A 21,464-nucleotide genomic window follows, 5' to 3' on the forward strand; every position below is an offset into this window, starting at 1 on the left:
CTCTCCGTCATCGCTTACGCGATGCCACCTCCCCCAAAGTGGGAGGCCTTGGCAGTAAATGCAAGGTTTGCGGTTTTGTCAAAAGCTCTCCCTTTGGGAGAGCTGGACGCGAAGCGGCCTGAGAGGGTGAGGATGCTAATAAAAAAGGCAGCTGACCCAACGGCCAGCCGCCCAAAAGATCAATATTCAGCCAAACAGGCTCGTCCACCAATCCTGACTGCTGCTTTCCTCGCCAGCAGCGACTTCAGTCTCTGCCGCAGTCTCAGTTTCCACGGCGGCTTCCTCCGCCTGCACAGCCTCTTCCAGAAGCTCCAGACCATCGTCATTGCCATCCTCGGTGATGTACCAATAGCAGGACGCGCCGCCAATGGAGATGCTGGCGGCAGACAGCGGCACACGGCCAGAGGCAACGCCGTTGGAAGGATCGGAACAGTAGAACACGCCGTCGGTGTAGTCCGTCAGGAGCACGGCATGGGGTCTGGTGCGGTCGTACAGCACGATGCCCTCCGGATGCTCTGCCAGAATGGAGACCAGCGCTCCCGTCTTGGCCGCCTTGCCCGAAGGCAGGGTCGCATAACCCACATGCATATCGTTGTATGTAAAGCTGTGGGAGAGCCCGCCCGACCAGGCCGTGCTCTTAATGCCGTTTTCGGTCACATCCACCCAGCTGTCCATCCCGTCCAGATAGGCCCGGCGGCGAAGCATCATTGCGGCAGAGGCCAGGGTGCAGGTGCCGCCCCGGCTCTGTTTGAAGTAGAACCCAACATCAACGTTCAGGTCCACGGCCAGTGCCCCGGGGAGCAGCACGGCCATCAGGGCCATCGTTGCAAGCAGGGCAGCGAGAGTTTTCCGAAGTTTGCTTCCAAAGTGCTTGGCTGTTTCCACGTCAGTATCCTTTCTTCACAAAAGAGCGTTTCATTCACTGGTGTAAAGTATATCATTCTGTTACTCTTTTGTAAACAGTTTTGCAGCCATTTTCTCAATATTTACACGCTTTGGTCACAATTCAAGGGCAGATTGCACAATCGTGCAGTGAAGTGGTTGGTTATTTGCTACAAAGGTCCGGAAAAGTTTTTCATTGTGCCTTCCACGCCTTCTCTCAACTGCCGGTTTCTTTTTCAACGCAATTATGGTATAATCTGCCTTGAAGTTGATTTTTCAGGAGCATTTATATATGAAAGCAACCATCGTCATCCCCAACATCAACGGCAAAGGCTGGCTCAAGGACTCCATCGAGTCGGTCTATGCCCAGACAGAGCAGGATTTTGAGCTCATCATCGTGGACAACGGTTCCACCGATGAAAGTCTGGAGCAGGCCCGCAGCTACTGCGGCCGCCCCAACTTCACCCTGATCGAAAACGGCACCAACACCGGCTTCTCCCACGCCGTGAATCAGGGCATTGCCCGGGCCAAGGGCGAGTATGTGGTCATGTTCAACAACGATGCCTTTGCCGAGCCCGACTGGCTGGCCGAACTCATCCGCACCGCCGAGACCGATCCCAAAATTTTTGCCGTGCAGAGCCTGATGCTCCGCCACTTTGAACGGGAGCTGGCCGACGATGCCGGTGATTACGTCACCTGGATGGGCTTTGCCTGCAAGACCGGCGACGGCCGCCGGGCCAGCCGCTACACCAAACAGAAGCGCATCTTCTCGGCCTGCGGCGGCGCGGCGCTCTACCGCAAGAGCATTCTGGAGGAGATCGGCACCTTTGACGAGAACTTCTTCGCCTACTTTGAGGATGTGGACCTGAGCTGGCGTGCCAACAACGCAGGCTACAAGTGTGTCCTCTGCCCCACCGCAAAATGCTACCACATCTGCGGTGCCAGCACCGGCGCGGTGAAGTACAACGCCTTCAAGAGCCAGCAGAGCGGCCGGAACAGCATCCTGCTCCCCCTCAAGAACGAGCCGCTGCTCATGCTCATCCTGAACTTTCTTCCGCTGGCGCTGGGCTATCTGCTCAAGTGCTACAAGTTCCACAAGCAGGGCTTTGGCGAAGCCTGGGACAAGGGAATGCACGAAGCCTTTGCCCTGCTCAAGGAGGGGAGGCTTGGCAAGCGCCCCTTCCGCCTGAAGGATCTGCCCAACTATATCCTCATGGAGCTGTGGATGATCTGGAACATGGTGCCCTACCTGTGGTATCGTCTGGTCGTGGTCAGATTTGATCTGAAGTAATCTGGAAACAAAAACACCCCTGCGTGGAATGCTTCACACATTCCGTGCAGGGGTGTTCTGTCAGATTTCGGTTTTCGGTTATGCCGCCGGGCTCTCAGAGGAAGCCGGGGTGCTCTCCGCCGCCTCTTCCACCGGGGCAGCCTCGTCAGCAACGGCGCTGGCGGCGGCAGAATCGCCTGCGGTTGCAAGGATGGCATCGTTGACCTCACTCTCGGCCAGCGGGGCAGGCTCCGCGGCAGAGGCTGCACTGTCGGCAGATTCAGGCTTGGTCTCGCTGTCGGTCAGGCCGGTCAGGTACCAGCTGCCGCTCTGGCGGCTGAACAGGTAATCCATATACTTGGTGGGCGTGTCGGACGAGGTGTTCAGGATGCTGTCATCACTGCTCTGGGTGGGGATATAGCCCACGGTAACGTGGAGCAGGCCGTCCTTCTTGAACAGTCTGGTGACGGTAGCGCGGAAGGTGCCCACGCTGCCGGTGACGGGGATCTTATAGCACTGGGTCGTCTCATCGAACTCGACAGTCATGTCGTCCATCTCAAAGCTCTTGTGGGTCAGCTTGAAGCTGGGGCCCACCAGCTTTGCCAGATAGGCATCCACATCCACCGAGGGCAGCAGCAGCTGTTCGGTGTCGGGGTCCGTGTTGTAGTTATCAAAGCTTCCCTGGGTCTCCTGGATGCTGTACACGCAGCCCCAGACGGCGGCTTCGCGCAGGGTCAGATCATCGATGTTCTCGATGCCGTCAAAGGGCAGCGGGTCGAACAGGACCAGACCTTCCAGCCGGTCCTCATATTCCGCTTTCTGCTGGGTGTCGTCAAACAGGGTGGCCACACCCTTCACACCGGCCCGCACGACCGTTACAATGCCCACCAGCGCCAGCACGGCGATCAGCAGGCCAAGGGTCTGCCGGGCGCGGCGGCGGTGGAGCCGGGCGTGTTCTTCCGGGGTCATATAGGTCTTCATATCGTTATCGTCTCCTAAATCAGGTCATCTTTTGGGGAAATACCAGCTTTCAGTATACCACAAACTGCCCGCCGGTGCAAAACCCGGGGCGTGGATTTTTTGTGAAAGCGCGATTTATTCCCACGTTTTCCAGATCTCGGGCTGGTAGCCCACGGTGGCCTTTTTGCCGTTGCGCACGATGGGCGTTTTGAAGAGCTGCTGATTTTCGAACAGCTTGTCCTCCTTCTGCCAATCCACCAGTGCATCCAGCAGGGCCAGCGTCTGCTTATCCTTTGCCGCCGGGTTCACCAGCTGCTCCCAGCCGCCCAGCGCGCGGGCCACGTTCTCAAACTCGCCCCGGCTCATCTCTTTTTCCTTCAGGTCGATCATCTGGAACTTGATGCCCCGCTCCTTGAAATAGCGCTGGGCCTTTTTGGTATCAAAGCACTTGCTGGTGCCAAAGATCTGAATGTTCATCGTTTTTCCTCCTGGATCCTGTGTGCTCTATTGTATCATATCTGCCGGAAAAAACCTAGGGATAATTCATCTTCTTTCCGTCCATACTTGCTTTATCACAAGCCGACCCTGAGATTGAACGAAGGGCGAGCCATTTCAGAAAGAGAGGAACTTCCCATGAAAGCATTCGTTGACCCCGATCTCTGCATCGGCTGCACCCAGTGCACCGGGATCTGCCCCGAGGTGTTCCAGATGACAGGCATCCTGGCCGTCGCTGTGCCGGGCGAGCTGCCGCCCGACACCGTACCCACCGCCGTGGAAGCCGCACAGGCTTGCCCGGTGAGTGCCATCACCATCTCGGAGTAACACCTTCGCCTGCCTTCCCAACACGGGAGGGCATTTTTGTTTTTTCTGCAAAAATCCCCCGCTGGCCCCCATTTTGTGTTATACTATAAATTGAGTTATAATGCAATGGAGGAGACTGACTATGCGTTTACTGGTCATTGACGGCAACAGCATTGCCAACCGTGCCTTTTACGGCATCAAGCTGCTGACCACCAAGGACGGCCGCTATACCAATGCCATCTTCGGCTTTTTGAATATTATGAATTCCCTGCTCCGGGAGTGTGAGCCCGACGAGGTGGCCGTGGCCTTCGATCTGAAGCACCCCACCTTCCGCCACGAAATGTATGACGGCTACAAGGGCACCCGCCACGCCATGCCGGACGAGCTGGCCCAGCAGATGCCCATCCTGAAAGAACTGCTCACCGACCTGGGCTACCGCCAGGTATCGGCAAAGGGCTGGGAGGCCGACGACATTCTGGGCACGCTGGCCGCTGCCTGCGAGGCCCGCAGGGACGACTGCTTTCTGGCCACGGGAGACCGCGACAGCCTGCAGCTGGTGAGCGAGACCACCACCGTGCTGCTGGCCACCAGCGCCATGGGCCGCAGCAAAACGGAGACCATGGATCTGGATGCCATCCACGAAAAGTACGGCATTGAGCCCAAGCAGCTCATCGAGGTGAAGAGCCTGATGGGCGACACCTCCGACAACATTCCGGGCGTGAAGGGCATTGGCGAAAAGACCGCCATGACCCTGGTCAAGAACTTCGGCACCCTAGACAGCGTGTACGACCACCTGGACAGCCCGATCATCAAGCCCCGGCAGCGGGAAAACCTGCTGGCCTGCCGGGAGGATGCCTACCTCAGTCACACGCTGGGCACCATCCGCACCGATGCCCCCATCGACACAGCGGAAGGGGCCTACAAGGTGACCGAGGGCAACAAGCCCGCCGCTGTCCGTCTGATGCAGGAGCTGGAGATCCAGACCCTCATCACCCGGTTCGGGCTGGACGGCATCGTTCCGGAACAGGACCCCGATACCCTGCCGGAGGTGGACGCAGCCATTGCGTCCCTGCCCGCAGAGCCTTCCGGCCACTATCTGGTGGCCGCACGCCCCGCCGTTCTGGGCAAAAAGAGCGCGATCGTGCAGCCGGAGGCCTGGTACGCCGTGCAGGACACCACCGTGTATCCCCTCTCCGAGGAGGAGCTAGTCTCCCTGCTGGACGACCCCAAGGTGACGCTGGACGTATTCGATTCCGCTCCCCTCTACGCCAGAGCCATGGCCGCAGGCAGCTGGGGCAGCAGCATCGTCTGGGACGGCAAGCTGGCCGCCTACCTGCTGGACGCTTCCGCTTCCCACTATCTGCTCACCACCCTTGCCACCAGCTACCATGCAAGGTCAGCGTTCTCCTGTGAGGAGTACCCCGATGCCGGTTTCCTGGCAGACCTGTTCGCCAAAATGAAGGCGGAGATCACTGAAAATGGAGAGGACGAGCTCTACAACAACATTGAATTCCCGCTGGCACAGGTGCTGGCCGATATGACCCGCACCGGCATCCTTGTAGACCGTGAGGGCATCGAAGCCTTCGGCGTGCAGCTGCGGCAGGAGCTGGACCAGGTGCTGACCCGCATCGAGATGGAGGCAGGCACCTCCGATTTCAACCCCAACAGCCCCAAACAGCTGGGCACCCTGCTCTTTGATACCATGGGCCTGCCCCACAGCAAAAAGACAAAGAACGGCTGGTCCACCGATGCCGAGACACTGGAAAAGCTGCGGGACATCCCGCTGGTCGAGGACATTCTCCAGTACCGTGCCTGCCAGAAGCTGAACTCCACCTATGTGGAGGGTCTGCTCAAGGTCATTGGCGAGGATGGCCGCATCCACACCCGTTTCAACCAGACCGAGGCCCGCACCGGGCGGCTCTCCTCTGACAATCCCAACCTGCAGAACATTCCCATCCGCACCGAGATGGGCAGCAAGCTCCGCGCCTACTTTGTGGCAAAGCCCGGCTGCGTGCTGGTGGATGCCGATTACAGCCAGATCGAACTTCGCATCCTGGCCCATGTCACCGGCGACGCACACATGCAGGAGGCGTTCCTCTCCGGTGCCGACATCCACCGCAGCACCGCAGCCAAGATCTACAACATCCGGCCTGAGGATGTCACGCCCCGCCTGCGTTCCAGCGCCAAGGCCATCAACTTTGGCATCATGTACGGCAAGGGCGCTTACAGCCTTTCCAAGGACATCGGCGTGAGCGTCAAGGAAGCAGAGGCCTTCCTGCAGACCTATCTGGCCACCTTCCCCAATATCGACGGTTATATGGAAAAAACCATTGCGGATGCCCGCCAGTGCGGCTACGTTTCCACCCTGTTCGGCCGCCGCCGCGCCCTGCCGGAGCTGAACAGCAACAACCACAACATCCGGGCCAGCGGCGAACGGATGGCCCGCAACACCCCCATTCAGGGCACGGCCGCTGATGTTATCAAGCTGGCCATGGTGCGTGTCTGGCGGCGGCTGCGGAACGAAAAGATGGAAAGCCGCCTGATTCTGACGGTCCACGATGAATTGATCGTGGAAGCCCCGGAGGCGGAGGCCGAAAAGGCCGCGCAGATCCTGCGGGAGGAAATGGAAGGCTGCGTGCACTACGCGGTGCCCCTGAGCACCGATGTGCATACTGGCAAAAACTGGCTGGAGGCCCACTGAACTATGATCGTTTTAGGAATCGAATCCACCTGCGACGAGACCGCCGCATCCCTTGTGGAGGATGGCCGCCGCCTGCTGAGCAACGTCATCTCCACCAGTGTCAAGGAGCAGGCTCTTTATGGCGGCGTGGTCCCTGAGATCGCCAGCCGCCGCCACTGCGAGTTCATCAGCGCCACGGTCAAAAAAACCCTGCTGGATGCTGGCAAGACCATGGACGATGTGGACGCGGTGGCTGTCACCTTTGCGCCGGGCCTGATCGGCGCGGTGCTGGTGGGTGTGAACTTTGCCAAGGGGCTGGCCTATTCTGCCAACAAGCCGCTGGTTCCGGTGCATCATCTGCGGGGCCATATTGCGGCCCTCTACCTGACCCATCCGGAGCTCAAGCCGCCCTTCCTCTGTCTGGTGGCATCCGGCGGCCACAGCCATATCGTGGAGGTGCAGGACTACACCCACTACCACATTCTGGGCCACACCGTGGACGATGCCGCCGGTGAAGCCTTTGACAAGGTCGCCCGCACCCTGGGTCTGCCCTATCCCGGCGGCCCCAGCGTGGCAAATGCCGCCAAAACAGGCGACCCCAAGGCCTACCGCCTGCCGGTACCCCATGTGGACGGCAAGTACAACGTCAGCTTCTCCGGCCTGAAAACCGCTGTGCTGAACGAGGTGAACAAGGCCCAGATGAAGAACGAGGAGATCAACGTGCCTGATCTGGCGGCAAGCTTTCAGGAGCGCATTGCGGGCATTCTGGCCGAAAAGCTGCTGCTGGCCGCTGCCGACACCGGGGCAAAGCAGGTCTGTCTGGCGGGCGGCGTGGCCGCCAACGGCCGCCTGCGTCAGCTGGTGAACGATGGTGCCCAGAAGCTGGGGGCCAAGGTCTATCTGCCTGAGCTGAAATTCTGCGGCGACAACGGCGCAATGATCGCGGCGCAGGGCTACTACCAGTACATGGCGGGCCACACGGCAGGCCTTGATCTGAACGGTCTGCCCACCCTGCCCATCGACTACGAATAAACGAAGCAAAATCAAAGCTCCCGGAGCAGTGGCACTGAATGCCGCACCGCTCCGGGAGCTTTTTGCCCTGCTGCGGGCGCACAACCAAAAAGGCACCCTCGCCTTTCAGCGAGAGTGCCTTTTGTTTCAAGAATAAGAATTCAAGAAAGAACGTTCAGAAGGGATCAAATTACTTGATCTCGACCTTAGCGCCAGCCTCTTCCAGCTTCTTCTTGATGTCCTCAGCCTCAGCCTTGGAAGCCTTCTCCTTGACAGCCTTGGGAGCGCCGTCAACGATAGCCTTTGCTTCCTTCAGGCCCAGACCGGTGATCTCCTTGACCAGCTTGATGACCTGCATCTTGGTAGCGCCAGCCTCAGCCAGGATAACGTCGAACTCGGTCTTCTCTTCCTCAGCGGCAGCAGCAGCGCCAGCAGCAGCGGGAGCAGCAGCAGCAACAGCAGAAACACCGAACTCCTCGCAGTAAGCGTCGATCAGCTCTTTCAGCTCCAGAACGGTCAGGCCCTTAACGGACTCGATGATGGCAGTAATCTTCTCAGAAGCCATGGTAATAACCCTCCAATATCAATGGTTTTTGTTTGTTTCAGTTTTGTGTTAAGCAGCGGTCACGCAGCCATTAGGCAGCGGGCTCCTCCTGCTTGTCGGCGTAGGCCTGCATAGCAACAGCCAGACCGGACAGAGTGCTGGTAAGAGCACCTGCGAACATGGACAGCATACCCTCGCGGTTGGGCAGCTTTGCGATGGCGTTGGTCTCGGCAGCGTCCATGACCTTGCCTTCCATGAAGCCAGCCTTCACGACGAACTTCTTGGACTTATCGCCATCCTGGTACTTGCACAGGATGCGGGCAGCGGACATGGGGTCTTCTTCGTGAGCAAAGGCAACAGCAGTGTCACCCTTGAAGTTCTCAGCCAGGCCCTCCAGGGAGGTACCCTTGACAGCCAGACGCAGCATGGTGTTCTTCACGACCATGTAATCAACGCCTGCCTCACGCAGCTCCTTACGGAGCTTGGTGTCGTTCTCGACGTTGATACCGCCGTAAGCGACGACGCAGCCGGAAACCGCACTCTCAAACTTTGCCTTCAGATCAGCGACATAAGCCTGCTTTTCAGAAAGAATCTTTGCACTGGGCATTCGGTTTCACCTCATTTCAAAAACTTGTATCGAAAGCCGGAGCAACGAAAAAGCCTCTTTCCCGCACTGTGTCGAGAAAGAGGCATAAAACAACTTTACGCGCGTTTCTCGGCAGGCGGTTTGTACCTTACGCTGGACTCCAGCACCTGCTGTCTCAAAAACAGCATCATTATTTTACCGCAAACGCGCGGTGTTGTCAAGCGCTTTTTTGAATTTTTAAAGATTTTTTCTGTCATCCGTCAGGATGACAGAAAAAACTTCAAAGCTTCAAATTAGACACCGTACTTCAGGGTGTTCAGACGGATGCCAGGGCCCATGGTGGTGGCGATGGTAGCGCTCTTGAAGTAGGTACCCTTTGCAGCAGCGGGCTTTGCCTTTGCAATAGCGCTCATCACGGTATCCAGGTTGGTGTACAGCTTCTCAGCGCCAAAGGATGCCTTGCCCACGGGAACGTGGATGATGTTCTGCTTGTCCAGACGGTACTCGATCTTACCAGCCTTAGCCTCGGTAACAGCCTTGCCCAGGTCGGGAGCAACGGTACCGGCCTTGGGGTTGGGCATCAGGCCGCGGGGGCCCAGAACCTTACCAAGACGGCCAACGCGGCCCATCATGTCGGGGGTGGTGACAACAACGTCGAAGTCCATGAAACCGCCGGCGATGCGTGCGATCAGCTCGTCATCACCCACGATGTCAGCGCCGGCTGCCTCAGCAGCAGCGGCAGCAGCGCCCTTAGCAATGGCGCAGACGCGGACAGTCTTGCCGGTGCCGTTGGGCAGAACAACAGCGCCGCGGACCTGCTGGTCAGCGTGGCGGCCGTCAACGCCCAGGCGGACGTGCAGCTCAACGGTCTCGTCGAACTTGGCAGAAGCGGTCTTGCAAGCCAGCTCCAGAGCCTCGTTCATATCATACAGCTTAGAAAAATCGACCTGCTTAGCAGCATCGACATAGTGCTTGCCATGTTTCATTGTATATCCTCCTATGTGGTCATGCGGGCAGTGTTATGCCCTCCCACTGTTTGTGTCTCAGCCCTCGACGGTAACGCCCATGGAGCGGCAGGTGCCACGGACCATGCTGCATGCAGCTTCCAGAGAAGCAGCGTTCAGGTCGGGCATCTTGGTCTTGGCGATCTCTTCCACCTGAGCGGCGGTCAGAGTTGCAACCTTTTCCTTGTTGGGCTTGCCGGAAGCGGTGTTGATGCCAGCAGCCTTCTTGATCAGAACGGCAGCCGGAGGAGTCTTGGTAATGAAGCTGAAGGAGCGGTCAGCGTAAACGGTGATGACGACGGGGATAACATAACCCATCTGGTTCTTGGTACGCTCGTTGAACTCCTTGGTGAAGGCCATGATGTTAACGCCCTTCTGACCCAGAGCAGGGCCAACAGGGGGAGCCGGAGTCGCCTTGCCGGCCTCGATCTGCAGCTTAATGTAGCCAGTAACTTTCTGTGCCATAGTAAATGCACCTCCAAAAATCTGTGGTGAGTTGCGGCGTGGTCTCCCCACGCCTCCCACGAGCGCGTACACGATGCACACGCTCTATAAGAACCGCACTGCGGTCTTACCTTGGTAAACGGATGCCGGTTGGTTACGGCAGCTCGACCTGCGCGATATCCACTTCTGCGGGTGTCTCGCGGCCAAACATGTTGACCTTGAGCTTAACTTTGAAGCTCTCGGTATCGATGCCCTCCACAAGGCCCATAAAGCCTTCCAGCGGGCCGGCGGTGATCTGCACGGTATCGCCGACATTGAAATCGACGGTCAGCGGAGCCGCCTTTTCAACGCCCATCTTCTCCACTTCCTCAGCAGAGAGGGGAACGGGCTTGGATGCGGGACCGACGAAACCGGTGCAGCCGCGCGTGTTGCGCACCACATACCAGGTATCGTCGTTCATGACCATCTTGACCAGAACGTAGCCGGGGAACAGCTTATGCTCCACCATACGTTCCTTGCCGTCCTTGATCTCAGGCACCATCTCGGTAGGAACCTTGATGTCACAGATCAGGTCCTGCAGATGGCGGTTTTCCACCATGGTCTGTAGGTCGTTCGCAACCTTGTTCTCGTAACCGGAATAGGTGTGGACTACATACCAAAGGGCCTCATTGGTCTGTTCTTCCATTTTGGTTAAGCCTCCGTTTCAAGATGAATCATGCGCCGATGATCAGGCCCAGGATGCCGCCGAAAATGGCATCCAGCGCGATCATCACAACGGCTGCGATCGCCACGGTCACGAGCACGACGATGGTGTTGGTCTTAACGTCCGCCTTAGACGGCCACACGACCTTCTTCAGTTCGCTCTTCGTGTCGCGGAAGAACTTGGCGATGTTTGCGCCAAAGCCCTTCATTCTGGCTACAAAGCCCGGCTTTTTCTCGGTTTTGTCTGCCATGATGCGTCCGCCTTTCTTACTTCGTCTCGCGGTGAACCGTGTGCTTCTTGCAGAAACGGCAGTACTTCTTCATCTCAAGACGATCGGGGTTGTTCTTCTTGTTCTTCGTGGTGTTGTAGTTGCGCTGCTTGCACTCGGTGCAGGCCAGAGTGATTTTAACGGTCATTTGTTGACACCTCCATTATAACGGTTGTTTTGAACCTCCCTCGGCTTGCGGTGCACGCCCTAAAAACAGGGCGCACTTAATAACCCCGCAAAAGAGGTGATATCATTGTATCACGCGTTTTGCCATTCGTCAAGCGGATTTTTTGCGTTTTTGAGACTTTTTTGAATTTTTTCTCTCCTGCCTGTTTTGGCCTACGCCTTGAATCCGCCGCATAGATATAGTATAATAAAGTGTCTATAACTGCTTATAGAAAATCCGGCCCCGGGCAAAGCGCCCCTTCCGGCCATAAGATCAGGAGAGATCATGATGCAATCTGAAGATAAACTCTGTGTCGTCGTGCTGTTTGGCGGCATGTCCAGCGAGCACGAGGTCAGCCGCGTGTCCGCCGGTACCTTTGTGGATAACCTGGACCGCGCCCGCTACGAGGTGCTGACCGTGGGCATCACCCGGGAGGGCCGCTGGCTGTGCACCGAGGCCACCAGCGCCCAGATGGCCGACGGCAGCTGGGAAGAGCTGCCCGGCAACATGCCCTGCGTCATCAGCCCCGACCGCGCCGACCACGGCATGATCCTGTTCACCCCGTCCGGTCAGGTGGAAAAGCTGCACGTGGATGTGGTCATCCCCGCGCTCCACGGCCTGTGGGGCGAGGACGGCACCGTGCAGGGCCTGCTGGAGCTGGCCGGCATCCCCTATGTGGGCTGCGGCGTGCTGGCAAGCGCTGTCTGCATGGACAAGGCCGTGGCCAACGCCCTGTTCGATGCAGCCGGTATTCCCCACACCAAGTGGCTGAGCGCCTGCCGCTGGGAGATCGAGAGCGACCTGGACGGCGTGTGTGACGGTGCCATTGCCAAGCTGGGCTGGCCCATCTTCGTCAAGCCTGCCAACGCCGGTTCCAGCGTGGGCATCACCAAGGCCCATAACCGGGATGAGCTCAAGCAGGCCATTGCACTGGCCCTTGAGAACGACCACAAGGTGGTGTTCGAGGCCTTTGTGGACGGCCACGAGGTCGAGTGCGCCGTCATCGGCTCTGACCCTGCCGTAGCCACCCGCCCGGGTGAGATCCTGGCCGGTGCCGAGTTTTACACCTACGACGACAAGTACAAGAACGGGGTCAGCCAGGTGGTCATCCCGGCCAGACTCAGCGAGGAAAAGCTGGACGAGGTCAAGACCTACGCCGCCATGGCCTACACCGCCCTGAACTGCGAGGGCCTGGCCCGCTGCGATTTCTTTGTGGAGCATGGTACCAACCGGGTGATGATCAACGAGATCAATACCTTCCCCGGCTTCACCCCCATCAGCATGTACCCCAAGCTCATGGAGCACGAGGGCACCCCCGTGCCCGCCCTGATCGATCACCTGATCGAACTTGCGCTGGAAAGGACGGAAAAGCAGCATGGATAACCGCCCCATCGGCGTATTTGACAGCGGCCTGGGCGGCCTGACCGGTGTGCGGGAGCTGCGCAGGCGGCTGCCCCACGAGAACATCGTCTACTTTGGCGACACCGGCCGGGTGCCCTACGGCAGCCGCAGCCCGGAGACCATCCTGCAATATGCCCGGCAGGACATCGCGTTCCTGCTCTCCAAGGATGTCAAGTGCATCATGGCGGCCTGCGGCACGGTGTCCAGCACCTACCCCGCCGCTGAGGCCGAAAAGCTCCCAGTGCCCTATCTGGGCGTGGTGGATGCCGCCGCCCGGGAGGCTGCCTTTTCCACCCGGAACCGGCGCATCGGTGTCATCGGCACTGCGGCCACCATCCGCTCCCGCAGCTATGAGGCGCTCCTGCGCAGGCTGGTACCCGGTGTGGAGATCACCGCCCGTCCCTGCCCGCTCTTTGTGCCGCTGGTGGAAGCGGGCTATGTGGATCACAGCGCCCCGGACAAGCAGGAGATCACCAAGCTGGTCATTGCCCAGTACCTGACGGAGATCCGGGATGCCGGGGTGGACACCCTGATCCTGGGCTGCACCCACTATCCCCTGATCAAGACCATGATCGGTGAGTTCATGGGCCGGAACGTGGTGCTGGTGGACCCGGCCAAGACTGCCGCCCACCATCTGGAGCGCATCCTGAGCGAGCGGGGGCTCAAGGCCGACCACCCCGCCGGGCAGGCCCATTTCTATGTCAGTGACGCGCCGGACGGGTTCGTGCAGACAGCCGACCTGTTCCTGGGCGAGTACAAGGGCGGCGAGGTGGAGCAGATCGCCATTGACAAATATTAAAGTGAAGGAACACAAAACTGTGAGCACTGCACACAACGAAGATTACCGCATCCTGATTCGAAGCGTCTCGGAGCAGTTCGAGCACACGGAGCCCCTCCCCGCCGAGGAGACAGACAAGATCGAGCTGATGACCTACGGCAGCTTCCTGAAAAAAGCCGGTTCCTATTATATTAGCTATAAGGAGACGGAGACCATCGGCTTTGCAGGCTGCACCACCACCATCAAGATCGCCGAGGACGGCAGCCGGGTGGCCCTGCTCCGCTTTGGCAAGGTCAACACCCAGCTGGTCATCCAGCGGGATTACCGGAACATCTGCTACTACGAGACCGAGGTCGGCCCCATTACGCTGGGCGTGACCGGCGACGGCATCGCGTGCGACCTCTCGGAGCCTGCGGGCGGCACGGCAAAGTTCAGCTATCTGCTGGATGCCGATGACCCCACGGCGCTCATCAATCGGACAACGCTTGAGATCCAGGTCGAGCACATCAACTGAACATCCTCACCCTCTCCGTCATCGCTTGCGCGATGCCACCTCCCCCAAAGTGGGAGGTCTTGACAGAAATTATAGAGTTTGTGGTTTTGTCAAAAGCTCGCCCTTTGGGAGAGCTGGACGCGAAGCGGCCTGAGAGGGTGAGCCCGTGAAAGGATAAAAATTATGACAGACTTTGAAAAGACCTATCAGAACTACAACCCCCGGGCAGCGGCACTGGCCGAGGCCCGCGCTCTGCTGACTGAGGCTGCCAAGGCCGCCATGGCCGACGGCACTCTGCCCGAGGCCGAGCTGCCCGCTTTTATCGTGGAGATCCCTGCCGACACCAAAAACGGTGACATCGCTTCCAATCTGGCCATGGCCGGTGCCCGCACCTGGCGCAAGGCCCCCAAGATGATTGCCGATGCCCTTCTGGCCCATCTGCCGTCCATCGAGCACAGCGTGTTTGCCAAGGTGGAAGTGGCCGGCCCCGGCTTCATCAACCTGTTCCTCGCTCCCTCCTTCTGGGCCAGCGTGGTGCTGGGTGCCTGCTCCAACAAGGAGTACGGCCGCACCGACCACGGCAAGGGTGCCAAGTACAACGTGGAGTTCGTTTCTGCCAACCCCACCGGCCCCATGCACATGGGCAACGCCCGCGGCGGCGCTCTGGGCGACTGCCTGGCCGCTGTGCTGGACTGGTCCGGCTATGATGTGACCCGCGAGTTCTACATCAACGATGCAGGCAACCAGATCCAGAAGTTCGGCAAGAGCCTGGCCGTCCGCTACCTGCAGCAGTTCTGCGGCGAGGAAGCCTATCCCCTGCCCGCTGAGTGCTATCAGGGCGGCGACATCAAGGTACTGGCCGGTGAGTTTGCTGAGATCAACGGCGACAAGTACGTTGCAGCCTGCTCTGGGCTGGACGAAGAGGCCCTTTTTGCCAGCGAAGCCTTTGAGACCCTGAAGAATGCTCTGGTGGATTACGCCCTGCCCAAGAACATTGCGGCCCTCAAGCGCGACCTGGGCAAGTACCGCATCGATTACGATGTCTGGTTCCACGAGAGCACCCTGCACGAATCCGGCGCTGTCCTGGATGTTGTGAACAAACTGCTGGAGCTGGGAGCCTGCTACAAAGCCGAGGACGGTGCCATTATGTACCGCAGCGCCCAGTATGCTGCCAAGTACGGCACCGTGAACAAGAAAAAGACCGAGGACGGCACCGAGGAGGAAGCCAAGGACGAAGTCCTCGTCCGTGCAAACGGCATCCCCACCTACTTCGCCGCCGACATTGCCTACCACTACAACAAGCTGGCCACCCGCGGCTTTGCCAAGGCCATTGATGTCTGGGGTGCCGACCACCACGGTCACGTTGCCCGCATGAAGGGTGCCATGGATGCCATCGGCCTGAACGGCAACGATCTGGATGTTGTGCTGATGCAGATGGTCAACCTGATGCGTGACGGTCAGCCTGTCCGGATGTCCAAGCGCACCGGCAACGCCATCACCCTGACCGACCTGCTGGAGGAAGTGCCCATCGACAGCGCACGCTTCCTGTTCAACATGCACGACGCAGGCAGCGGCATCGACTTTGACCTGGATCAGGCCGTCAAGACCGACAACGACAACCCCGTGTACTATGTCCAGTACGCACACGCCCGCATCTGCTCCATCCTCAAGAAGATGGAGAGCGAGGGCGTGGCCTTTGCCGGTGCCGAGCAGGTAGATGCCACCCTGCTGACCGATCCCAGCGAGATGGACCTGATCCGGATGCTGGCCGCCTTCCCGCAGGAGATCGTTATGGCTGCTGAGAAGTACGACCCCAGCCGCATCAACCGCTTTGTCATTGATCTGGCAAGCGCCTTCCACCGCTTCTACGGCAACTGCCGCATCCAGGGTGCAGATCCCGCCGTGCAGCAGGCCCGCCTGGCCCTGTGCATCGGTGTGAAGAACGTTATCTTCAATGTGCTGACTATGTTCAAGATCAACGTCCCCGAAAAAATGTAAAAGAGAATGAGAAGGGGCTGTTGCAAAACAGTGCCAATGAAAAGATGAGATAGACTTCCCCGAAAGGGGTTGCCTATCTCATTTTTTATTGTATGCTGAGCCTTCAATGAACCTGCTGCAACAGGCTCCAGGAAAGCTCTGCACGTACCAATCACTCCCCCAATGCCCATGAATCCCTGATTGGGAAGTGCGCAAAAGCCCATATATATCACAGGACTCGGTTCTTTTTGTATCTTCCGTATAAAAAAATTCTCAGTTTTTGTGTTCTCTCACAAAGCATGTCCCATTATATTGACTTTATATTTTCATCTACTGTAAAATATTTCGTGTAAAGCGTCATATTCATTCGTATTATGACGCACATCGGACAAGTCTTTTACGAAATGCAAAGGAGGATTTTCTTATGAAAAAGCGTCTACTCAGCTTATTTCTGACATTCAGTATGCTGCTGACCTTTTTCCCTGTGGGCACTGTCACTGTTTTTGCAAGCGATTCCCCTATGGCATATACAGATGGTTCTTATCAGTTTATCCTCAATGCTGACAATACTGCAACAATAACCAAATATACGGGCAATGAACATAGGATCACGATCCCTGCTCAGGTAACACATGGTGCTTACATATATCCTGTATCAAAAATCGGAGACCGGGTGTTCAACAATTACAGATACACCCTGACAAGTGTCCAGATCCCCGACACTGTAACAGAAATTGGCAGCAATGCTTTTTATAATTGTACCTCACTGAAAAGCGTTACCATTCAGGACAATAAACCATCCTGCGTGAAAAAGATTGGCCGCCAGGCCTTTATGTTTTGCAGCGAATTGACAGATATTTCCATCCTTGATTCTGTAACAGAGATTGACTCTGAGGCTTTTCATCATTGCGAAGAATTAGATACTGTCACCATTCCAGAGGGTGTAACATCCGTTGCAGACGGCATGTTCCGTTATTGTTACAGCTTGCACACCGTTACTCTTCCAGACAGCGTAACTGCCATTGAAGAGCGGGCTTTTACCGGAACTGCATTGACTCAAATTCATATTCCTGCCAATGTGGCACAGATCGGAACCGATGCATTTTCCGAATGTTTCGCTCTCTCAACGATCACATCAGACAGCGAAAGCTATCCGGCAATAGACAATGTGTTGTACGAAAAATCAGCAAATGGTGATTACACCTTAGTCCGTTATCCTTCTCGAAGGGAAGATCCTGCCTTCAAAACACCCAATGCTGTGGCAAGAATTGGAACTCATGCTTTTGATTGTTGTTTGTATCTGACCTCTGTGAAGATGCCAGACTCTGTGATTTCTATTGGAACGGGTGCCTTTATGAATTGTTCCGCTCTGCAAGACATTGAACTCTCATGCAGGATCACAGAACTTTCGGAATCAGTTTTTGCAGGTTGTATAAGTTTAAAGAGCGTCGATATTCCAGAGGGTATCACACAGATCCTCGATGATGCTTTTGCTGGCTGCGAGCAGCTCGAACGGATTGCAATTCCCAGCAGTGTAACAAAGATTCCCGAGGATGCATTTTCCAATTGCACAGCATTGAATAACATAGAGTATTCAGGCTCTCGTTCTCAATGGAACGCTATTTCCACGGATTCTGGCCTACAAAATGTCCCTGTAGCACCTGGTTCTATTGATGTTACAGTAACCAGCGACATCCGTACCGTTACTGCCAAGGTTGATGGCAGCAGCGTTCCCATCAACGATGGCAAATTCATTGTCACAATCGGTAAAACTGTGGAATTGACCGTCAGCGATCCTCAATACAGAGATCGTTATACCTGGGCAGGGGGCAGCGGCACTGTGAGTGCAGACAATACCACCTATACTTTTGTTGCAGGTCAGGATGATACAGCCGTAACTCTGACCACTGTCGAACACACAAATTATGACACCGGTGATTTCACCATCAGCGGTCTAGCGGACTATTCCTATGGGGACAATATCGATATCAGGATCGAGCCCAAGGATACACGCATCACAGATTACATTGTAAGATATGTCAGGAACGCAGGCACCTCAAACGAAGAAGAATTCAATGAGCTTCCAAAAGATGCCGGAACATACACCCTGCGAATCATTCAGGGTGATACCGTCCGAATCGACATTCCGGAAAAGATTACGATCCACCCCGTTACCATCACCAATGATACTTTCCAGAACGAACTCGCTGTCACCCTGCCAGAGGACGCTGTGGAAGAGGAAGGCAATGATCATACGGCCACAGTGACTGTCCGGGCGGACAGCAGGCTGAATGCTCTTTTGCAATCTGACGAGATCAAACTTGAGCTTGTCTATCTCAACGATATGGGAGAAGAAGTCGTCACTCCCACAAAAGCAGGCAGGTATACCGTAAAGGTAAAGATTCATTCCAATAGTCCCAATCTGCTCTCTGCCATCGTGGACGGAGGCACGTTTGAAATTCATCAAAAAGCTGCTTCCATTGTTCCCACTGCAGAGCTTTATCCCCTGACCATTAAGAATGCTGCCGTTCTCATTGAGCATGATGGCGAAGAGATCCATGCTGGGAGAAACGAGATTGGTGATCTGGTTGCAAAGGTGCCTGAAAACGCCAGTGTAACTGTCACCTACATCAGCCAGAGCGATGCCATTGCGTTCGATCAATGGTTGGTCAGCGGTTTGGACGATTCGATTGATGTCAAACAAAATCCATTGCGCTTTCAAATGCCCGCAGGTGAAAAGGGTGTAACAATGGAAGCCATGACAAAAGACGCTTCCATCGAAGATGGTGGTTCTGGCATTCTGGGCACCGTTATGTTCATTGGTGCTGCCGCCGTATTGACATGGCAGGGCTGCCGAATCGGTACGGAGCTTTATCTGAAGCGTATTCTCCCCGATGGCGCAGCGATCCCCGCCAATGCCACCGAACTTGCCGAACTGGTGTGGGATGATGCCGGCAAGCCTGTTCCCGCTGCTGCGTTGGACACGGATGCCACTGACGCACAGAAGGCTCTCACCTGGGCTTCTGAGAACCAGCTGCTTCCCTCCAATAAAACTGCAGATGCTCCTGTAAGTTACTGGGAAGTGATCCAGATCTGGCGCAAGGCGCAGACACTCAAGAACTAACCCCTGGCAGGCAGAAAGCCCCCTGACGATTACACTGTCAAGGGGGCTTCCTGCTGTTTATTGGTGAACCCAATAGAGTGTTCACGATCTTCTTCGTCTTTTTATGATGTACACCACCGGCCTGAAAGTCATGGGCACCTTTTCTTTTTACCGCTTCGCGTGGCGCTCGCCCATGGGGATGACATCACAAAAGACGCACCGACTCTTGGTGGAAAGGGCCACATCCTTGTGGTAGCAGCCAAAGAACCACTTTTCGTAGGTCAGCTTCAGCAGGACCTTATCAAGAAACAGGTGCAGGCGGTTGGATTCGCCCACCGCGAGGGAAGTAAAATCAAGGAATCTGCTTGGGGCATCGTGGGTCAGCACATAATCTACCTGCCAGCTGTTTGCTTCGAGATTGGCCTCACAGGCGGCGTATTCCTCATCGCTGGGCATCTCCTGCGGCCACCAGTTGTATCCGGCCTCCCTCTCTTCCTTATCGGGGCTCTCAGTGCCGCCGAAACAGAGATATTTCTTTTCCTCCAGCTCCAGCACGCTGCCACGGCAGATATGGTACACATTGCCGCCCAAAGCCTGGACCCTGCCGCCAAACCGCTCCTCGACGGGGTACTGGGCCAGCAGGTCGTAATTCTCGTGGGCACCATCAAGGAAAAGCAGGGTATAGGGGCGCTTGCGCAGCCAATCGAGCTTTTTCTGTTCCTCCTTGCTGCCATCCCACACAAAGCCGAAATCGCCCAGCACCACCACAATGTCCCGTTTGCCCAGCCAGCGGAGCCTGCCGTGCTTGAAACGGTCAAGCTCGCCGTGGGTGTCGCCTGTCAGATATACCATAGTCCCCTCCTGCCGCTTTGTGAAACCGTGGCAAAACCCTTGTCTCTGCGCGGCAAACCTGTTATTATTAAAGGAGCGAATCTTTGTTCGCCATTCTTTGTCATTTCCGGGCGCAGCGCCCGTATTTTATATATTATCGCTTTTTGAAGGAATTGTCCACATGAAACGTATTTTTGCACTGCTTTTATCCCTTGCCGTCCTGTTCAGCTGCCTTGCCGTGACGGCCGGAGCCATGTTCGACCCCAGCACGGTCTACGATGTCAAGGCCCAGAGCGCCTATATCGTGAACACCGACACCAACATCATCGTCTATGAAAAAGACAGCGAGAAGCAGGTGTCTGCCGGGGGCCTGACGAAATATATGACCATTGCGCTGGTGCTGACCAACTATGCCGACCAGCTGGACAGCACATTCACGATGCCCTTTGCCATCTCGGACTATGTCCACAGCACCGACAATGCCGACATGCGCTCGGGCGAGACCTTTACCTACCGGGAAGCACTTTACGCCATGGTGACGCGCAACGCCAATGAGGCCGCCATGGGTCTGGCCTACGAGCTCTCGGGCGGCGATCTGGCGGGCTGGGTGAGCCAGATGAACACCCTCTCCCAGCGCATTGGCACCACCAACAGCACCTGGACTGATGCCTGCGGGCTGGACAGCGGCAACACCACCACCGCCGTGGACATGTACCTGATCCTGCGCTACCTGATGAGCTTTGATGCTTTCAAGGAGATCTCCGCTGCCCCCACCTTCACGATGCCGGCCAAGGAAAAGCACGCCAAGAGCTTTGTGCTGCTGAGCCAGAACGTGGCCCTGAACAAGACCAGCGGCGGCAGGTTCTACCGCAGCGCCATGCAGGGCGGCATGTGCGATGTGATGGCCTACAAGAACGACAGCGGCGATCAGAGCTATGTCTCGTGGGCCAACAAGGACGGGGCCACCTACATCTTCTGCATCATGCAAAGCCCCGACACCTGCGATGATTACGGCTATTCCAACCGCCGCCCGGCGCTGTACGAGACCACCAAGCTCATCGACTGGGTGTTCGAGAGCTTTTCCATCCAGGCCGCGCTGGACACCGACCAGGCGCTGGCGGAGATCCCGGTCAAATACTCCTCCGATACCGACACCCTGCAGCTCTATCCCGCCGACAGCATGATGACCCTGCTGCCCTCCACGGGGGATGGCTCGGTGACGCAGAAATATTTCCACCTGCCCGATTACGCCACGGCCCCCATCCAGCAGGGCGACGTGGTGGGCACTGTGGAGCTCAAGCTGGCAGGCGAGACCATCGGCGTGGTGAACCTCATTGCCGGGCAGGATGTCCACCAGAACGCATTGCTTTTCACAGTCTCCAAGGTGCAGGCCTTCTTCCACAGCCTGTATCTCAAGGTGGTCATCGTCCTCTCCCTGCTCACTTTGGCGGTCTACGGCCTGTGGGTGTTCATCAACCTGTGGAACGGGCGCAGACCGAACCGAAAGATCCATAGAAGATAACAGAAACAACCCTCTCCGTCATTACTTCGCAATGACGGAG

General features: G+C 56.9%; 21 protein-coding genes. 10 read left to right on the top strand and 11 right to left on the bottom strand.

Annotated elements, in window-relative coordinates:
• Positions 1-186: 186 nt before the first annotated feature.
• Positions 187-885 (bottom strand): hypothetical protein, encoded by a 699-nt coding sequence (locus MTP42_RS10500; RefSeq protein ID WP_249257276.1) that lies wholly within the window; start codon positions 883-885, stop codon positions 187-189.
• Positions 886-1,174: 289 nt separating this feature from the next.
• Between MTP42_RS10500 and MTP42_RS10505 the strand changes: the two genes are divergently transcribed.
• On the top strand, positions 1,175-2,173 hold the full coding sequence (locus MTP42_RS10505; protein WP_207696976.1) for a glycosyltransferase family 2 protein: 999 nt from the start codon (positions 1,175-1,177) through the stop codon (positions 2,171-2,173).
• Positions 2,174-2,251: 78 nt separating this feature from the next.
• Here MTP42_RS10505 and MTP42_RS10510 read toward each other — a convergent pair whose 3' ends face one another.
• Both MTP42_RS10510 and MTP42_RS10515 read right to left on the bottom strand, forming a co-directional pair.
• Entirely contained in the window at positions 2,252-3,133 is an 882-nt protein-coding gene (locus MTP42_RS10510; RefSeq protein WP_249257277.1) for an Ice-structuring protein, read from the bottom strand.
• A 114-nt stretch (positions 3,134-3,247) separates the two neighbouring features.
• Entirely contained in the window at positions 3,248-3,589 is a 342-nt protein-coding gene (locus MTP42_RS10515) for an arsenate reductase family protein (protein ID WP_005931157.1), read from the bottom strand.
• A 156-nt stretch (positions 3,590-3,745) separates the two neighbouring features.
• Here MTP42_RS10515 and MTP42_RS10520 point away from each other — a divergent pair, with 156 nt between their 5' ends.
• From MTP42_RS10520 to tsaD, 3 genes are all read left to right on the top strand, one after another.
• On the top strand, positions 3,746-3,934 hold the full coding sequence (locus MTP42_RS10520; RefSeq protein WP_005931159.1) for a ferredoxin: 189 nt from the start codon (positions 3,746-3,748) through the stop codon (positions 3,932-3,934).
• A gap of 121 nt (positions 3,935-4,055) precedes the next feature.
• Positions 4,056-6,614, top strand: a complete 2,559-nt coding sequence (gene polA / locus MTP42_RS10525; protein WP_249257278.1) for a DNA polymerase I — start codon at positions 4,056-4,058, stop codon at positions 6,612-6,614.
• Positions 6,615-6,617: 3 nt separating this feature from the next.
• Positions 6,618-7,625, top strand: coding sequence for a tRNA (adenosine(37)-N6)-threonylcarbamoyltransferase complex transferase subunit TsaD (gene tsaD, locus MTP42_RS10530; RefSeq protein ID WP_249257279.1), 1,008 nt, complete (start codon positions 6,618-6,620; stop codon positions 7,623-7,625).
• 169 nt (positions 7,626-7,794) lie between these two features.
• On the opposite strand, the gene rplL is transcribed toward tsaD, so the two are convergent.
• The 7 genes from rplL to rpmG all read right to left on the bottom strand — a co-directional run bounded on the left by rplL (position 7,795) and on the right by rpmG (position 11,301).
• On the bottom strand, positions 7,795-8,169 hold the full coding sequence (gene rplL, locus MTP42_RS10535) for a 50S ribosomal protein L7/L12 (RefSeq protein WP_005931165.1): 375 nt from the start codon (positions 8,167-8,169) through the stop codon (positions 7,795-7,797).
• A 70-nt stretch (positions 8,170-8,239) separates the two neighbouring features.
• Entirely contained in the window at positions 8,240-8,755 is a 516-nt protein-coding gene (gene rplJ / locus MTP42_RS10540; protein WP_005931168.1) for a 50S ribosomal protein L10, read from the bottom strand.
• Between the two features lie 272 nt (positions 8,756-9,027).
• A complete protein-coding gene (gene rplA, locus MTP42_RS10545) occupies positions 9,028-9,720 on the bottom strand; it encodes a 50S ribosomal protein L1 (protein WP_005931176.1) in 693 nt (230 codons plus the stop codon).
• A 57-nt stretch (positions 9,721-9,777) separates the two neighbouring features.
• Positions 9,778-10,203 carry a 50S ribosomal protein L11 gene (gene rplK, locus MTP42_RS10550; protein WP_005931181.1) on the bottom strand — a complete coding sequence of 142 codons (426 nt, stop codon included), beginning with the start codon at positions 10,201-10,203 and terminating at the stop codon, positions 9,778-9,780.
• Between the two features lie 133 nt (positions 10,204-10,336).
• The gene (gene nusG, locus MTP42_RS10555) at positions 10,337-10,867 is read right to left on the bottom strand and encodes a transcription termination/antitermination protein NusG (protein ID WP_005931184.1); all 531 of its coding nucleotides are present in this window, start codon (positions 10,865-10,867) and stop codon (positions 10,337-10,339) included.
• Between the two features lie 28 nt (positions 10,868-10,895).
• Positions 10,896-11,135: a preprotein translocase subunit SecE gene (gene secE / locus MTP42_RS10560; RefSeq protein WP_005931188.1), complete on the bottom strand. Its 240-nt coding sequence runs from the start codon at positions 11,133-11,135 to the stop codon at positions 10,896-10,898.
• A 16-nt stretch (positions 11,136-11,151) separates the two neighbouring features.
• Positions 11,152-11,301 (bottom strand): 50S ribosomal protein L33, encoded by a 150-nt coding sequence (gene rpmG / locus MTP42_RS10565; RefSeq protein WP_005920501.1) that lies wholly within the window; start codon positions 11,299-11,301, stop codon positions 11,152-11,154.
• 306 nt (positions 11,302-11,607) lie between these two features.
• Here rpmG and MTP42_RS10570 point away from each other — a divergent pair, with 306 nt between their 5' ends.
• From MTP42_RS10570 to MTP42_RS10590, 5 genes are all read left to right on the top strand, one after another.
• Complete coding sequence (locus MTP42_RS10570) at positions 11,608-12,702, top strand: D-alanine--D-alanine ligase family protein (RefSeq protein ID WP_097770387.1); 1,095 nt, start codon at positions 11,608-11,610, stop codon at positions 12,700-12,702.
• Complete coding sequence (murI, locus tag MTP42_RS10575; RefSeq protein ID WP_005931199.1) at positions 12,695-13,519, top strand: glutamate racemase; 825 nt, start codon at positions 12,695-12,697, stop codon at positions 13,517-13,519. The genes MTP42_RS10570 and murI overlap by 8 nt, the downstream gene beginning before the upstream one ends.
• A gap of 19 nt (positions 13,520-13,538) precedes the next feature.
• Positions 13,539-14,012 (top strand): DUF1934 domain-containing protein, encoded by a 474-nt coding sequence (locus tag MTP42_RS10580; RefSeq protein ID WP_227611447.1) that lies wholly within the window; start codon positions 13,539-13,541, stop codon positions 14,010-14,012.
• Between the two features lie 162 nt (positions 14,013-14,174).
• Positions 14,175-15,989, top strand: coding sequence for an arginine--tRNA ligase (argS, locus tag MTP42_RS10585; protein WP_097770390.1), 1,815 nt, complete (start codon positions 14,175-14,177; stop codon positions 15,987-15,989).
• Between the two features lie 403 nt (positions 15,990-16,392).
• A complete protein-coding gene (locus MTP42_RS10590; protein WP_249257280.1) occupies positions 16,393-19,092 on the top strand; it encodes a leucine-rich repeat domain-containing protein in 2,700 nt (899 codons plus the stop codon).
• Between the two features lie 147 nt (positions 19,093-19,239).
• Here MTP42_RS10590 and MTP42_RS10595 read toward each other — a convergent pair whose 3' ends face one another.
• The gene (locus tag MTP42_RS10595) at positions 19,240-19,923 is read right to left on the bottom strand and encodes a metallophosphoesterase (protein WP_249257281.1); all 684 of its coding nucleotides are present in this window, start codon (positions 19,921-19,923) and stop codon (positions 19,240-19,242) included.
• Positions 19,924-20,083: 160 nt separating this feature from the next.
• Between MTP42_RS10595 and MTP42_RS10600 the strand changes: the two genes are divergently transcribed.
• Positions 20,084-21,424, top strand: a complete 1,341-nt coding sequence (locus MTP42_RS10600) for a D-alanyl-D-alanine carboxypeptidase family protein (protein WP_097773553.1) — start codon at positions 20,084-20,086, stop codon at positions 21,422-21,424.
• The last annotated feature ends 40 nt before the right edge of the window (positions 21,425-21,464 follow it).

It is taken from the genome of Faecalibacterium sp. I2-3-92 (assembly GCF_023347315.1).
GTDB classification, from domain to species: domain Bacteria; phylum Bacillota; class Clostridia; order Oscillospirales; family Ruminococcaceae; genus Faecalibacterium; species Faecalibacterium duncaniae.

What these genes read in the sequence shown, in the direction of transcription:
- MTP42_RS10600 (WP_097773553.1), top strand. Translation starts at nt 20,084, where the DNA reads ATGAAACGTATTTTTGCACTGCTTTTATCCCTTGCCGTCCTGTTCAGC.
- MTP42_RS10570 (WP_097770387.1), top strand. Translation starts at nt 11,608, where the DNA reads ATGCAATCTGAAGATAAACTCTGTGTCGTCGTGCTGTTTGGCGGCATG.
- MTP42_RS10515 (WP_005931157.1), bottom strand. Translation starts at nt 3,589, where the DNA reads ATGAACATTCAGATCTTTGGCACCAGCAAGTGCTTTGATACCAAAAAG.
- nusG (WP_005931184.1), bottom strand. Translation starts at nt 10,867, where the DNA reads ATGGAAGAACAGACCAATGAGGCCCTTTGGTATGTAGTCCACACCTAT.
- rplL (WP_005931165.1), bottom strand. Translation starts at nt 8,169, where the DNA reads ATGGCTTCTGAGAAGATTACTGCCATCATCGAGTCCGTTAAGGGCCTG.
- secE (WP_005931188.1), bottom strand. Translation starts at nt 11,135, where the DNA reads ATGGCAGACAAAACCGAGAAAAAGCCGGGCTTTGTAGCCAGAATGAAG.
- MTP42_RS10520 (WP_005931159.1), top strand. Translation starts at nt 3,746, where the DNA reads ATGAAAGCATTCGTTGACCCCGATCTCTGCATCGGCTGCACCCAGTGC.
- MTP42_RS10590 (WP_249257280.1), top strand. Translation starts at nt 16,393, where the DNA reads ATGAAAAAGCGTCTACTCAGCTTATTTCTGACATTCAGTATGCTGCTG.
- argS (WP_097770390.1), top strand. Translation starts at nt 14,175, where the DNA reads ATGACAGACTTTGAAAAGACCTATCAGAACTACAACCCCCGGGCAGCG.
- MTP42_RS10595 (WP_249257281.1), bottom strand. Translation starts at nt 19,923, where the DNA reads ATGGTATATCTGACAGGCGACACCCACGGCGAGCTTGACCGTTTCAAG.
- rplA (WP_005931176.1), bottom strand. Translation starts at nt 9,720, where the DNA reads ATGAAACATGGCAAGCACTATGTCGATGCTGCTAAGCAGGTCGATTTT.
- MTP42_RS10505 (WP_207696976.1), top strand. Translation starts at nt 1,175, where the DNA reads ATGAAAGCAACCATCGTCATCCCCAACATCAACGGCAAAGGCTGGCTC.
- tsaD (WP_249257279.1), top strand. Translation starts at nt 6,618, where the DNA reads ATGATCGTTTTAGGAATCGAATCCACCTGCGACGAGACCGCCGCATCC.
- rplJ (WP_005931168.1), bottom strand. Translation starts at nt 8,755, where the DNA reads ATGCCCAGTGCAAAGATTCTTTCTGAAAAGCAGGCTTATGTCGCTGAT.
- murI (WP_005931199.1), top strand. Translation starts at nt 12,695, where the DNA reads ATGGATAACCGCCCCATCGGCGTATTTGACAGCGGCCTGGGCGGCCTG.
- MTP42_RS10510 (WP_249257277.1), bottom strand. Translation starts at nt 3,133, where the DNA reads ATGAAGACCTATATGACCCCGGAAGAACACGCCCGGCTCCACCGCCGC.
- rplK (WP_005931181.1), bottom strand. Translation starts at nt 10,203, where the DNA reads ATGGCACAGAAAGTTACTGGCTACATTAAGCTGCAGATCGAGGCCGGC.
- rpmG (WP_005920501.1), bottom strand. Translation starts at nt 11,301, where the DNA reads ATGACCGTTAAAATCACTCTGGCCTGCACCGAGTGCAAGCAGCGCAAC.
- polA (WP_249257278.1), top strand. Translation starts at nt 4,056, where the DNA reads ATGCGTTTACTGGTCATTGACGGCAACAGCATTGCCAACCGTGCCTTT.